The sequence below is a fragment of the Paenibacillus sp. FSL R7-0652 genome (assembly GCF_038595045.1).
Taxonomy (GTDB): domain Bacteria; phylum Bacillota; class Bacilli; order Paenibacillales; family Paenibacillaceae; genus Paenibacillus.
In genome coordinates this window covers 5,174,611-5,187,273 of the sequence record NZ_CP152001.1, presented here as the reverse complement: position 1 = coordinate 5,187,273, position 12,663 = coordinate 5,174,611, and the positions used below count along the sequence as shown (strand labels likewise).

Genomic DNA, 12,663 nt, shown 5'->3' with positions numbered 1-12,663 from the left:
GTAGTAAACAAGCCTCGGCGGGAGGACATTTGATGAATACGAAACTGAGAATCAAACAGAGAAGAGAAGAGCGAATTCGACGGCTGATGGATGGTGCAGTGCATGAAGTATTTCAGGAACAGAAGCCTGTTTTTCAATGGGACAGAGAACGGGAAAGAGACAGAGGGAGAAGCACAGATCGTAGTGAAGAGCGAAGTACGGACAAGGAAAGAAGAAGTGAACAGGATGAATCGATCCGGCAGAAGCCGTTTGTTTTTGTAGAGGAAACACAGGAAAGAGACCCGGAATGGCTGTGGAAAAAAGAGAATGGACATATCGGACCCTCAGGGCGTCCCGGGTTTAAGCTAATCCGATCACTGCTGCGGCGGACCATTGTTAGTGCCGTTTTATTTGCAGGAGTGTGGGGACTGTTCCAGCTAAACGCATCATGGACCATACCTCCTAAAACCGTCATTGCCGATGCACTTCATAACGATATGGATTTTGCAGCGGCTGCCGCTTGGTATGAACGGAATTTTGGCGGTACGCCCTCCTTTCTGCCTGTGCTTGGACATACCACTGATGCCGTGAACGGTGCTGGCGTTCGGCAGCTTCTAAGTAAGCCGGTCTCAGGAACGGTGGTTCAACCGTTTGCACTTAGTTTGAAAGGAATCGAGATTGTTCCCGATGGCGTGCGAGCAGGAGGACTTGTGCAGGTGGTAAGCTCTGGCGCTGGACGCGTACTTGAGGTTCTTGGAGATGCATCCAGCGGCTATACCGTTGTGATCCAGCATACCGGCAAGGTGAAAGCCATTTACGGCCGAATGAATGCGAGTGACGTCCAGGTCAATGATTGGGTTGAAGCAGGCAGTGCTGTAGGAAGTATGAAAGCAGGGAGCAGTGAACAGCCGGCTGCGCTCTATTTTGCGATAAAAGAAGGAGAAGAGTACGTGGACCCTGCGGAAGTCGTCGCCCTTGATTAGGGTATGGGGGGTGCGCCTCTCGCTTCACCCTTTTTTTGTGATTATCATGATGACATCCCTGCTGACTGGACATTTTATTGAACTGATTACACTCTTTGCGATCGTTTTTATTCATGAATGCGGACATGCTGCTGCGGCAGCCCTTCTGGGCTGCCGTGTGTTATCGATACAGATGCTTCCTTTTGGAGGCGTGGCGGTTATTGAAGATGGGGGGAAACTGACAGCTTATCGCGAGATCGTTATTGCCTTGGCTGGGCCGCTCCAGAACCTGCTGATGGTTGGCGTTGTGCTGCTGCTGCGTCATTTCCAGTTGGGTGATCCGGTGTTTCTGGATTATATCATTCAGGCGAATATGCTCATTGCTCTGTTTAATCTGCTGCCTGTTTTACCACTGGATGGCGGTAAAATCGTCCAAGCACTGGTCAGCCTGTGGGCCCCATACTATACCACACTTATGTGGACTTACCGCATCAGTATCCTGTGCAGCGCAGGGGTTATTTTGGCTGCAGTCATCCAGTGGATCTCGGGGAATTACGGACTTCCTTTAAACCTTTTGTTAATTGGTCTTTTTTTGTTTTACTCCAACTTTACCGATTATCGAAATGTGCCTTATCGCTTTATCCGTTTCCTGATGAACCGTGAAGCTGTTTTCGTCCGGCATGCGGCTGCAGGCAGTTTGGCCCAGCCAATAATCTCGTTCCCGGCGAAACCTTTGGACACTATTTTGCGTCTATTAAAAAGAGAAAGGTACCATATGGTATACGTTATGAATAAACAGGGACATATCATGGCAGTGCTGCCAGAGCAGCGCGTGATCGGTTCCTATTTTCAACAAAATGCGGATAAATGATGATGTCTGCTGATGGATCTGTTCTTGAACGGGGTAAATACAATTAAGATAATCAATGCATTCTGTCATCGAAGTGCCTGTATAAATCAATTTTAGTTCGACTTGTATATATTACGAAATGGATGTGGATGAATTGAAGTGTCTTCTAGAGGTGAAGCCATGAAACAAATGATTGTACATAATGAACCTAACCTCATGCAAATGGCGCTTCTGGAAGAAGGCAAAGCTGTGGAATTCACGGCAGAGCGTACACGAGAGCGCGGTCTGCTGGGTTCTTTTTTCAAGGGACGGGTAGTTAACGTGTTACCGGGTATGCAGGCTGCCTTTGTGGATATCGGTCAGAAAAAAAATGCTTTTCTGTATGTGGATGATGTGCTTCATCCTCATCTGGAGAAACAGCCCAAAGTAAAACCTTCCATCTCGGAGCTGCTGCGTCCGGGTCAGGAATTGATTGTACAAGTTCTGAAGGAACCAGTAGGAAGCAAAGGAGCCCGGGTGACTACGCACTATTCACTTCCGGGCCGCTGGCTTGTCTATATGCCTGAAGCGGGTTACGTGGCTGTCTCCAAAAGAATTGCCCGGGAGGGAGATCGGTCCCGTCTCAAAGCGATGGGAGAGCAGCTGCGCCGGCATGAAGAAGGGCTGATTATACGTACTGTATCTGCTGAGGAACAGTATGAGGCGATTCAGATTGATTTGGAGACGTTACGTTCACAGTGGCTTCTGATCCGAGAAAAAGCAAACAATTTGCCTTCTCCGAGCCTGCTGCACCGGGATCACAGCATGATTCAGCGAGTCATCAGAGATGTGTATACTCCTGGCAGTGACGAGGTAATTACCGATAGCGAAGGACAGGCCGGGGTAATCCGGGCACTCCTTGAAGAGATCTGTCCTGGACACGAGCCCCGTGTTCATGTGTATTCGGGAACAGAATCTATCTTTGATGCATACGGCGTACAGGAGCAGCTGAACAAAGATTTTGCCCGCAAAGTATGGCTGCCTGGAGGTGGATATATCGTCATTGATCATACCGAAGCATTAACGGTAATCGATGTGAATACAGGCAAATATATAGGGGCTGGCGGGGACAGCCTGGAGGAAACGGTAACCGAAACCAACATGCAGGCCGCAGTAGAGATTGCGAGGCTGATGCGGCTCCGGGACATCGGCGGCATGATTATCGTGGATTTCATTGATATGGAAGAGGCACAGAATCGATACGAAGTCGCAGCGGCGCTGGAGCAGGAGCTGCGTAAGGACCGGACTAAAGCTTTTGTTTTGGGATGGACCAAGCTGGGATTGCTTGAGCTGACTCGTAAAAAGGTGAGAGAAGAGAGCACACTGCCCTATGTAGAGGCTTGTTCTTCCTGTCACGGAACGGGCAAAAGATATATTTCACCTTTGCATTGATTTTTGCTGTACAGCGTGATATAATCGTCAAGTATGTGTTTAGCCTATTGGTCTTGCACATGCTGTAACCGCACTGGCTAGGTATAAGCGCAGTTCCGCAAGGAGTGCCACCTGAGTACGGGCGAGTCTGAGACATGAGGAGGTGCAAGGCAAATGTACGCAATTATTGAAACAGGCGGCAAACAGTACAAAGTCCAAGAGGGCGATGTTCTGTTCATCGAGAAATTGAATGCGAACGACGGCGAAAGCGTAACGTTCGACCGTGTCCTGGCTGTATCTAACGATCAAGGTTTGACAGCAGGTACACCATTGGTTTCCGGAGCTACTGTAACGGCTAAAGTGGAGAAACATGGCAAAGGTCAAAAGGTTGTTGTATACAAATACAAACCTAAAAAGAACTACCATGTGAAGCAAGGTCACCGTCAACCGTACACTAAAGTAACTATCGAAAAAATCAAAGCGTAAGAAGGTGCGATAAGTGATTATCGTTCAAATCTTTCGTGATGAGGACGGGAACATCGAACGTTTTTCCATCGAAGGGCATGCCAATTTTGCCAAGCGGGGAGAAGATATCGTATGTGCCGGGGTATCTGCTGTAACAGTAGGTACAGTGAACTCGATTGAAGCATTGACTGGTGTCGAGATGGATGCCAAGATGAAGAATGGCTTTCTGAGTGGTTCTTTGCCAATGCTGACAAAAGGGGAAAACTTTTCTCAGGTACAGTTGTTGCTCGAATCCATGGTAGTTATGCTCTCTAATATTGAAGAGTCATACGGGAAGTATATTCAAATACAGCAGCACCAATAAGCAAAGAAGGAGGAAAACCAATCATGTTGAAATTAAATCTTCAGTTGTTCGCATCGAAAAAAGGTGTAGGTTCCACGAAGAACGGACGTGACAGTAATGCACAACGTCTGGGTGTTAAACGTGCAGATGGCCAAACTGTAACTGGTGGCAGCATTCTCGTTCGCCAACGCGGAACGAAAATTCACCCAGGAACAAACGTGGGTATCGGTAAAGATGACACTTTGTTCGCGAAAATCGACGGCGTTGTTAAATTCGAACGTTGGGGTCGCGATCGCAAAAAAGTAAGCATCTACCCTGTTGACGTTGCTCCAGTAGCAGCGGCAGTAGAAGCTTAATACCGGCATTCCGCCTAAGGAGCCTTCGGCATTTTTGCCGGAGGTTTTTTGCATTGAACGACTATTCGATAATGAACTGGCAGAAAAGACATGTTATACTTGGTTACGGTGGGTCTAAACCAACCGAGTTTTGTTAGAACGGGGAGAAGCCATGAGATCCTGGAAAAGAGTGCCGTGGATTGCGGCATGTTCACTTGTGATTCCTTTGGTTTTCGTTGTGCTGTATCCGGCGCCCTTCGCGAGCGTCGTGTGCGCATTGTGGTCCGTTGCGGCGATGTCCATTTCTGTATATGCGCTGAAAAGGCAGGCGGAAGCGGAACGCAAAACCATCATACAATCCATGGAAAAAACCGCAATAGCTTCATTAAATCATCATCGGCATGACTGGATGAACGACCTTCAGGTGTTATATGGATATCTCAGACTGGGCAAACTTGATAAATCCCTGCAGTGTGTGGAAAGAATAAAAGAGCGGGTTACGGAAGAAAGCCGGATATCCAAATTAGGCATCCCTTCCCTCGTATTTTATTTGCAGTCTTTCCGGGCCAGTGGAGCAGCGCTGGAATTGCATGTGGAAGTGGAGGAAGAACTGCAGCTCAGTGCTCTGGTCTCTCCCGAGGATGGCGAGTCGCTTACGGGGGCGATTGCGGATGCAATCCGGGCCTATCAATATGGCGGCGGCCGGTCGTCTTGGGGAGAGGTTCGCAAACTGACCTTGAACTTCGGACAGGATCATGGAGATGTGGTCGTCCGGCTGGACGGTGATCAAACCCCCGATCCGGAAACGCTGCGGCAGCTAACAGCCGTACTCAAAGGTAAAAAAGTCAGAACGGAGCAGCTTCCGTCTGGGGATACGTTTATACAATTCAGAATGCCTTGTGGAATATAGGAAGAAGGGGTAACTAATGTTTGTTGATAAAGCGAAGATTTACGTAAAAGCAGGAGATGGCGGGGACGGTATCGTTTCATTCCGTCGGGAGAAGTATGTACCGGAAGGCGGACCTGCAGGCGGGGATGGCGGCCGGGGTGCCGATATTATTTTTCGGGTAGATGAAGGTCTGCGGACATTGATGGACTTTCGCTATCAGCGTCACTTCAAAGCCCCGCGCGGGGAAAAAGGACGTAACAAAAGCCAGCATGGTGCAAATGCGGAGAATATGATTGTGCGCATCCCGCCAGGTACGGTGATTATCGATGAGGACAGCGGAGAGGTTCTGGCCGATCTGACACGTCATGGTCAGCAGGTTGTCGTTGCCAAAGGCGGCCGGGGCGGTCGGGGAAACATTCGATTTGCAACGCCGAGAAACCCTGCACCTGAGCTTGCCGAGAATGGTGAAGAAGGCGAAGAGCGTTACATTGTGCTTGAGCTTAAAGTCATGGCGGATGTAGGGCTGGTCGGTTTCCCGAGTGTCGGAAAATCCACCTTGTTGTCCGTTGTTTCGGCAGCGAAGCCTAAGATAGGAGCGTATCACTTTACAACCATCACGCCTAACCTGGGTGTCGTGGATGTAGGTGAAGGCCGCAGCTTTGTCATGGCGGATTTGCCAGGTCTGATTGAAGGGGCACATGAGGGTGTCGGACTGGGCCATGAGTTCCTGCGGCATGTTGAGCGGACAAGGGTAATTATTCATGTTGTGGATATGTCTGGTTCCGAGGGTCGTGATCCTTTTGAAGACTGGCAGAAGATCAATGATGAGCTGAGACTGTACAATCCGGTGCTCGCCGAGAGACCGCAGGTTGTGGCAGCGAACAAAATGGATATGCCGGATTCCGAAGCCAATCTGGAGCAATTTTTGCAGCAGGTTCGCGAAGTGAAATCGGATATTGAAGTGATGCCTATTTCCTCTCTGACGCGTCAAGGTATTCAGGAACTGCTGTACCGTGCGGCTGATCTGCTGGATCAGATTCCGGATGAACCTGAAGTAGAAGAAGTGGCTGAGCTCTCCGAGCGTAAAGTATACAGCTTGGAGAAAAAAGAGGACGAAGGTTTCCGCATTGTGCGTGAGAACGATACGTTTATTGTGGAAAGTGCCAAGATTGATCGTATGATGAAACGGATGCAGTTGAATTCACACGAAGCGATTCTGAAGCTGGCACGTACACTTCGTTACATGGGTGTAGATGATGAGCTTCGTAAACGCGGCGCCGTGGAAGGCACCATTGTACGGATTGGCGATTTCGAGTTTGAATTCGTGGAAAGCAGCAGTTACTATTAAGCCGCTGTTTCTCACAAACAAGGACGCAGTGAAGCGGGAAGTTACCCGTGACGCTGCGTTTTTTTTGTTTTTCTGACATGGGAGGGGCATAAGCCTGTATACTGTGAGAAATAGTTTTTTAGAAAAATAGACATGTCACGTATTGCCCTTTTGTGAATCATCCTATATAATGTCCACTATATGAATACATGAGTCTTTGAGGAGAGGACGTTCTGTGAATGAACGCTATTACTTAGTACGGGAAGATATTTTGCCCGAGGCTGTGGTAAAAACAATGCAGGTGAAAGAACTGCTTGCTTCTGGTGATGTCAAAACAGTGCATGAGGCTGTCGAGCAGGTCGGATTAAGCCGGAGTGCCTTTTACAAGTACAAAGATGGAATCCATCTCATCAATCAGTTGGAGCGCGAGCGAATCGTAACGATCTCGATTGATCTGGAGCATCAGTCAGGAATTTTGTCTCGTGTACTCGGGCATTTCGCAGGTTACGGGGCCAACGTACTTACAATTAATCAGAGTATTCCGCTTCAGGGAAGAGCCAATGTTGTTATTTCCGTGGAAACGACGCATCTGCATGGAGAGATTGGAGAAATGCTGGACCGAATGCAGGATATGCCCGGGGTGAAGCGCACAAGGATCGTAGGCCAAGGTTAATCGGGCTTTGAGAATACAGGAGCAGACAATAGGGGGTAGGTCGTTAGTGAAACCGGTAAAAGTCGGATTGTTAGGCCTGGGCACGGTTGGAACGGGCGTTGTCCGAATTGTGGAAGGGAATCAGGAAGATCTGAGCAGTCAGGTTGGGTCGCCGATTATCATCGAGAAAATCGCTGTGAAGAACACAGAGAAGGATCGTGTCATCCCCATAGACCGGGCGAAGCTGACAGAGAACCCTTGGGATGTCATTCGCCATCCGGACATTGATGTGATCGTCGAAGTGATGGGCGGCATCGATCAGACAAAAGAATATATCCTTGAAGCGCTGGAACGTGGGAAACATATCGTAACAGCGAACAAAGACCTTATGGCACTGCATGGTTCGGAGATTCTGGCAAAGGCACAGGAGAAGCAGTGTGACGTGTTCTATGAAGCGAGTGTGGCTGGCGGCATCCCGATTATCCGTACACTGATCGAAGGTTTCTCTTCTGACCGGATCACCCGGATTATGGGTATTGTGAACGGCACGACGAATTATATACTTACGAAAATGAGCCAGGAAGGAGCATCCTATGAAGAGGTGCTAGCGGAAGCACAGGCTTTAGGGTACGCGGAAACAGACCCGACCTCGGATGTGGAAGGACTCGATGCTGCTCGTAAAATGGCAATCTTGGGCACCCTCGGTTTCCGTACGAATGTGGAGCTGAAGGATGTTACTGTAAAAGGAATCTCTTCGGTCACACGTGAGGATATCGCGTACGCCAAAAGACTGGGATATGAGCTGAAGCTGCTTGGAATCGCAGATCGCATCGATGATGAAATTACGATTAGTGTGCAGCCTACGATGGTTCGACAGAATCATCCGATTGCATCGGTAAATGGTGTGTTCAACGCAGTTTATGTGCATGGTGAGGCGGTAGGGGAGACGATGTTTTACGGTGCAGGTGCGGGTGAACTGCCGACAGCCACTTCTGTCGTCGCGGATATTGTCGCCGTAACCAAAAACCTCAAGCTTGGCGTAAATGGATTGAAGGCAATAGTGCCTTATAAGCAGAAGAGGCTGCAAAGTGACGAGCAGATCTTCTCGAAAAACTTTATTTTACTGCACGTGGACGACAAAGCGGGTGTATTGGCACAGATTACGCAGATTTTTGCGGAGTATGAAGTCAGTTTGGCCTCGGTCGTGCAGCAGCCAAATGAGCATAATCCGGATGCCGAGATCATTATTGTCACGCATAACGCAAGCAAAGCGAGTATGGATAAGGTGCTCAGACATTTTGAGTCCCTAAATGTGATTCGCCGGATCAAGAGTGTTTACCGCGTTGAGGGATAGTTTTTAAAGAACAGCTGTTAATGAAGAACAAATCAACAGAAGCACAGGTTCACATTATGAATTTTTATTGATCACTAATCATTCAATCATTTTGATTAATTCATCATAAAGGAGTTTACCCACAATGAGATATCAAGGACTATTGCAAACGTACAAAGAGCACCTGCCCGTGAATGAGAATACCCCTCGGCTTACACTGCAGGAAGGTAATACACCGCTGATTCATGCAGAGAATCTATCGAAAGAACTCGGTTTAAATCTGTATTTCAAATATGAAGGTTTGAATCCTACAGGCTCATTTAAGGATCGCGGAATGGTGATGGCTGTTGCTAAGGCAATAGAAGAGGGCAGTCGTACGATTATGTGTGCATCTACTGGGAATACATCCGCAGCTGCTGCAGCCTATGCCGCACGCGGTGGGCTTAATTGTATCGTGCTGATTCCGAATAATAATATTGCTTTGGGTAAACTGGCTCAAGCGATGATCTACGGTGCCAAAGTTATCGCAATCAATGGTAACTTCGACCGTGCGCTTGAGATTGTACGTGAAATTACGGCTAAACACCCCATTACACTTGTGAACTCTGTCAACCCGTACCGGATTGAGGGGCAGAAAACAGCTGCTTTTGAAGTGGTTGAGCAGTTGGGTGAAGCGCCTGACGTTCTTGCTATCCCCGTTGGTAACGCGGGTAATATCTCGGCATACTGGAAAGGCTTTAAAGAGTATAAAGAGGCAGGGAAATCAAGCACATTGCCGCGCATGGTCGGCTTTGAGGCAGAAGGCGCTATGGCTATCGTAAAAGGAGAGCCTATTCTTGAGCCGGAAACTGTAGCTACAGCGATTCGAATCGGTAACCCTGCCAGCTGGAAAACAGCAGTGGCTGCAGCCGAGGAGTCTGGCGGACAGATCAACTATGTTACAGATGAAGAAATTTTGGCAGCTTACCGCACTATTGCAGCGCGTGAAGGGGTGTTTGCTGAACCTGCTTCTGCTGCATCGGTGGCTGGTGTGTACAAACTGCATAGTGAAGGCTACTTCAAAGGCGGGGAAACCGTTGTATGTGTGTTAACGGGTAACGGGCTGAAAGACCCGAATGTGGCCATTCAGACGGCAGCCGTGGAGCCGCTGGTTGTTGAAGATACGGAAGAAGCGGTTATGGCAGCTATTGCCCAACTGGAGCAGCAGTCTGTATGAGCTTGCGTGAAAAAGTAACCGTAAAAGTCCCGGCAAGCACAGCCAATCTCGGTCCAGGGTTTGATACCCTGGGCATGGCCTTGTCTTTATATGCCTGGCTTGAGATCAAACCGGCAGCACAGACGGTACTTCATCTATACGGAGAACATCTGACGGGTCTGCCTGTGGATAAATCCAATCTGATCTATGAAGTCGCGCAGATGGTATTTGATGAAGCAGGGGTGTCTGTGCCTGAGCTTGAAATTTCGATGTATTCCGACATCCCCCTCACTCGGGGACTTGGAAGCAGTGCATCGGCAATTGTTGCTGCACTTGCCGGTGCCAATGCATTGATTGGCAGCCCGTTATCGAATGATAAACTGCTGGATATGGCCACTGCGCTGGAGAAACATCCCGACAATGTCGGGGCATCGTTGTGCGGAGGAATCATTACTGCAGCTTGGGACGGGCAGGATGTCGACTATATTCGTATTGAACCTCATCAGGATTTGCAAGCTTTGGTCATTGTGCCGGACTTCCAGCTGTCCACTTCAAAAGCAAGAGATGTTGTTCCCAAGCAGTTTGGTAAGTCCGATGTTGTGCACAACGTGAGTCGTTCATCATTGCTTGTCGCTGCATTAGCCAGTGGGCGGCTCGATATGATTCAAAAGGCGATGTCGGATCGGATCCATCAGCCATATCGTGCATCACTGGTACCCGGCATGACGCAGATTCTGGAGCAGGCTGCCGAACATGGCGCATTGGGGGCTGCACTAAGTGGGGCGGGGCCAACGGTTCTTGCATTGGTGGATCGTCATGATACCCGGAAGTCAGAGCTGGAGCAATACTTAATGGGGGTTATGAAGCAGGAGGGGATTACTGCCTCTGCTTTGTGGCTGGACCCGGATCTGGACGGCACTGTTATACTGCCGGATCAAGATGAACGTCCTTTTTTGGACAGAATCAAAGGGGAAGTTAACGCATGAAACGAATTGCAGTATTGCCTGAGGGATCGGTTTCACACGAGGCGATCGATTTCCTTTTTAATGGAGAAGCACTCGATTTGCAGCATTCCAAACTCATTTCCGACATTTTTCGTGCTGTTGATAGCGGGAGTGTACAGTACAGCGTGATTCCGTTTGAAAATACGATTGAAGGCTCCGTTAGCCTGCATATGGACTGGCTTGTTAATGAAGTGGATATCCCGATGCAGGCAGAGTGGGTATATCCCTCCATTCAGAATATCATTGGACATGGAAATGAATTCGTCACGGAGGATGGCACATATGATTTTGGTAAAATCACCAAGATCATGTCCCATCCTGTGGCAATCCCCCAGTGTCAGAATTTTATTCGGCAGCATTCACCTGATGCAGACCTCGAAGGTGTGAACAGCACCGCTGAAGCAGTGGAGATTGTGAAGAGAAATCCGGGCAAAGGTTGGGTGGCAATCGGTACAAAGCTTGCAGCTCAAAAGCATGGTCTTGATATCATGGCTGAACGGGTAACGGATCATGACAATAACTACACCCGTTTTGTACTCATTGGCCATGAACCCGTCAGCATTCCGCGTGAACCTGATCATGTGAAGACCAGTCTGCTTGTAACGCTGCCTGAGGATGCACCGGGTGCGCTTCATCAAGTGCTCTCCGCTTTTGCGTGGAGAAAGCTGAACTTGACCCGTCTTGAATCTCGTCCAACGAAAAAACGATTAGGCAGCTACTATTTTTACATTGATGTCATTGAAACGGTTGATTCCGTACTGCTCACGGCAGCCATGGCCGAAATCGAGGCGTTGAATTGTCAGGTGCGTGTTCTTGGCAGTTATCCATGTTATACATACCCTTCACGGAAATAACCGGATAGTGGTTGGATAATGTAAAGAAGTCATCAGCGTCTGTGCGAAATAAGAGAGTTTTTCCGTTATTTTTGATGTAAGATGGACAAGTTATTATGTTTCGGAAATATGGGAAATGCATATTTAATGGAGGTGCAGGTAGTCGTGGCAGAACAATGGATCTATTTGGATGGTCAGTATGTAACCAAGGAGAATGCAAAAGTTTCGGTGTATGACCATGGTTTTTTGTACGGAGATGGGATCTTCGAAGGTATTCGGATTTACAATGGCAATATTTTCAGATGCAAGGCACACTTGGATCGCTTGTATGATTCGGCAAAATCCATCAGTTTGAACATTCCGCTGTCTTACGATGAGATGCTTGAAGTGATGGCTGAAACGGTGCGCCGCAACGATATGCGTAATGGTTATATTCGTCTGATCGTTTCACGCGGACCCGGCAATCTGGGTCTTGACCCGACCCGCTGCCCTAAAGCTTCCGTGATCATTATTGTGGAACAGCTGGCGATCTATCCAGAAGAAGCTTATCTTATTGGATTGAAGGCCGTTTCCGTATCACAGCGCCGCAACATCCCGGATGCGCTGAATCCGAAGATCAAATCCCTCAACTATCTGAACAACATCCTTGTCAAATTGCAGTCGAACTATTCGGGTGCAGGTGAGGCCATTATGCTGAACTCACAAGGCTACGTAACCGAGGGTTCAAGCGATAACATTTTCATTATCAAAAACGGTGTAGTGTATACTCCTCCTTGTTACCTTGGAGCACTCGAAGGCATCACCCGTCAAGCGATTATTGATCTGTGCGGGGAGTTGGGTATTGAGTTAAAAGAAGTGCCTTTCACCCTTCATGATGTGTACATTGCTGACGAAGTATTCTTCACAGGAACGGCTGCGGAAGTTATTGCGGCTTGTGAAGTGGATGGCAGAACGATTGGTTCTGGTACAGCAGGCCCAGTTACTTTGCAATTGCTTGAAGCTTTCCGTCAGATTGTCGACAAAGACGGTTACAAGGTGTGGGAATAGACAGTTTACGTTTAACTGAATAAATAACAGGAATTCTCC

At 48.4% G+C, this 12,663-nt stretch carries 14 protein-coding genes and 1 other annotated feature; all 14 genes read left to right on the top strand.

The window, feature by feature from the left end; translation table 11 throughout:
• The first annotated feature begins 32 nt into the window (after positions 1-32).
• The 14 genes from MKY97_RS22735 to ilvE all read left to right on the top strand — a co-directional run bounded on the left by MKY97_RS22735 (position 33) and on the right by ilvE (position 12,624).
• On the top strand, positions 33-962 hold the full coding sequence (locus MKY97_RS22735; protein WP_342552517.1) for a M23 family metallopeptidase: 930 nt from the start codon (positions 33-35) through the stop codon (positions 960-962).
• Positions 955-1,812: a M50 family metallopeptidase gene (locus MKY97_RS22730; RefSeq protein ID WP_342552516.1), complete on the top strand. Its 858-nt coding sequence runs from the start codon at positions 955-957 to the stop codon at positions 1,810-1,812. The genes MKY97_RS22735 and MKY97_RS22730 overlap by 8 nt, the downstream gene beginning before the upstream one ends.
• Before the next feature lie 159 nt (positions 1,813-1,971).
• Positions 1,972-3,222, top strand: coding sequence for an Rne/Rng family ribonuclease (locus tag MKY97_RS22725; protein ID WP_342552515.1), 1,251 nt, complete (start codon positions 1,972-1,974; stop codon positions 3,220-3,222).
• 56 nt (positions 3,223-3,278) lie between these two features.
• Positions 3,279-3,361, top strand: a sequence feature (ribosomal protein L21 leader region).
• Between the two features lie 14 nt (positions 3,362-3,375).
• Positions 3,376-3,687, top strand: coding sequence for a 50S ribosomal protein L21 (gene rplU, locus MKY97_RS22720; protein ID WP_090919085.1), 312 nt, complete (start codon positions 3,376-3,378; stop codon positions 3,685-3,687).
• A 13-nt stretch (positions 3,688-3,700) separates the two neighbouring features.
• Entirely contained in the window at positions 3,701-4,030 is a 330-nt protein-coding gene (locus MKY97_RS22715; RefSeq protein ID WP_342552514.1) for a ribosomal-processing cysteine protease Prp, read from the top strand.
• Positions 4,031-4,053: 23 nt separating this feature from the next.
• Positions 4,054-4,365: a 50S ribosomal protein L27 gene (gene rpmA / locus MKY97_RS22710; RefSeq protein WP_110898889.1), complete on the top strand. Its 312-nt coding sequence runs from the start codon at positions 4,054-4,056 to the stop codon at positions 4,363-4,365.
• 151 nt (positions 4,366-4,516) lie between these two features.
• Positions 4,517-5,254, top strand: a complete 738-nt coding sequence (locus tag MKY97_RS22705) for a Spo0B domain-containing protein (RefSeq protein ID WP_342552513.1) — start codon at positions 4,517-4,519, stop codon at positions 5,252-5,254.
• A gap of 16 nt (positions 5,255-5,270) precedes the next feature.
• Positions 5,271-6,581 carry a GTPase ObgE gene (gene obgE / locus MKY97_RS22700; protein WP_342552512.1) on the top strand — a complete coding sequence of 437 codons (1,311 nt, stop codon included), beginning with the start codon at positions 5,271-5,273 and terminating at the stop codon, positions 6,579-6,581.
• Between the two features lie 214 nt (positions 6,582-6,795).
• Entirely contained in the window at positions 6,796-7,233 is a 438-nt protein-coding gene (locus tag MKY97_RS22695) for an ACT domain-containing protein (protein ID WP_110898886.1), read from the top strand.
• A 46-nt stretch (positions 7,234-7,279) separates the two neighbouring features.
• On the top strand, positions 7,280-8,566 hold the full coding sequence (locus MKY97_RS22690; RefSeq protein WP_342552511.1) for a homoserine dehydrogenase: 1,287 nt from the start codon (positions 7,280-7,282) through the stop codon (positions 8,564-8,566).
• A gap of 124 nt (positions 8,567-8,690) precedes the next feature.
• The gene (gene thrC / locus MKY97_RS22685) at positions 8,691-9,761 is read left to right on the top strand and encodes a threonine synthase (protein WP_342552510.1); all 1,071 of its coding nucleotides are present in this window, start codon (positions 8,691-8,693) and stop codon (positions 9,759-9,761) included.
• Entirely contained in the window at positions 9,758-10,726 is a 969-nt protein-coding gene (thrB, locus tag MKY97_RS22680; RefSeq protein WP_342552509.1) for a homoserine kinase, read from the top strand. The genes thrC and thrB overlap by 4 nt, the downstream gene beginning before the upstream one ends.
• Positions 10,723-11,598, top strand: a complete 876-nt coding sequence (pheA, locus tag MKY97_RS22675) for a prephenate dehydratase (protein WP_342552508.1) — start codon at positions 10,723-10,725, stop codon at positions 11,596-11,598. The genes thrB and pheA overlap by 4 nt, the downstream gene beginning before the upstream one ends.
• Before the next feature lie 144 nt (positions 11,599-11,742).
• A complete protein-coding gene (gene ilvE / locus MKY97_RS22670; RefSeq protein ID WP_342552507.1) occupies positions 11,743-12,624 on the top strand; it encodes a branched-chain-amino-acid transaminase in 882 nt (293 codons plus the stop codon).
• Positions 12,625-12,663: the final 39 nt, after the last annotated feature.

Coding starts and splice junctions, on each gene's coding strand:
- pheA (WP_342552508.1), top strand. CDS start 10,723: ATGAAACGAATTGCAGTATTGCCTGAGGGATCGGTTTCACACGAGGCG.
- thrB (WP_342552509.1), top strand. CDS start 9,758: ATGAGCTTGCGTGAAAAAGTAACCGTAAAAGTCCCGGCAAGCACAGCC.
- thrC (WP_342552510.1), top strand. CDS start 8,691: ATGAGATATCAAGGACTATTGCAAACGTACAAAGAGCACCTGCCCGTG.
- rpmA (WP_110898889.1), top strand. CDS start 4,054: ATGTTGAAATTAAATCTTCAGTTGTTCGCATCGAAAAAAGGTGTAGGT.
- rplU (WP_090919085.1), top strand. CDS start 3,376: ATGTACGCAATTATTGAAACAGGCGGCAAACAGTACAAAGTCCAAGAG.
- MKY97_RS22735 (WP_342552517.1), top strand. CDS start 33: ATGAATACGAAACTGAGAATCAAACAGAGAAGAGAAGAGCGAATTCGA.
- MKY97_RS22705 (WP_342552513.1), top strand. CDS start 4,517: ATGAGATCCTGGAAAAGAGTGCCGTGGATTGCGGCATGTTCACTTGTG.
- MKY97_RS22725 (WP_342552515.1), top strand. CDS start 1,972: ATGAAACAAATGATTGTACATAATGAACCTAACCTCATGCAAATGGCG.
- obgE (WP_342552512.1), top strand. CDS start 5,271: ATGTTTGTTGATAAAGCGAAGATTTACGTAAAAGCAGGAGATGGCGGG.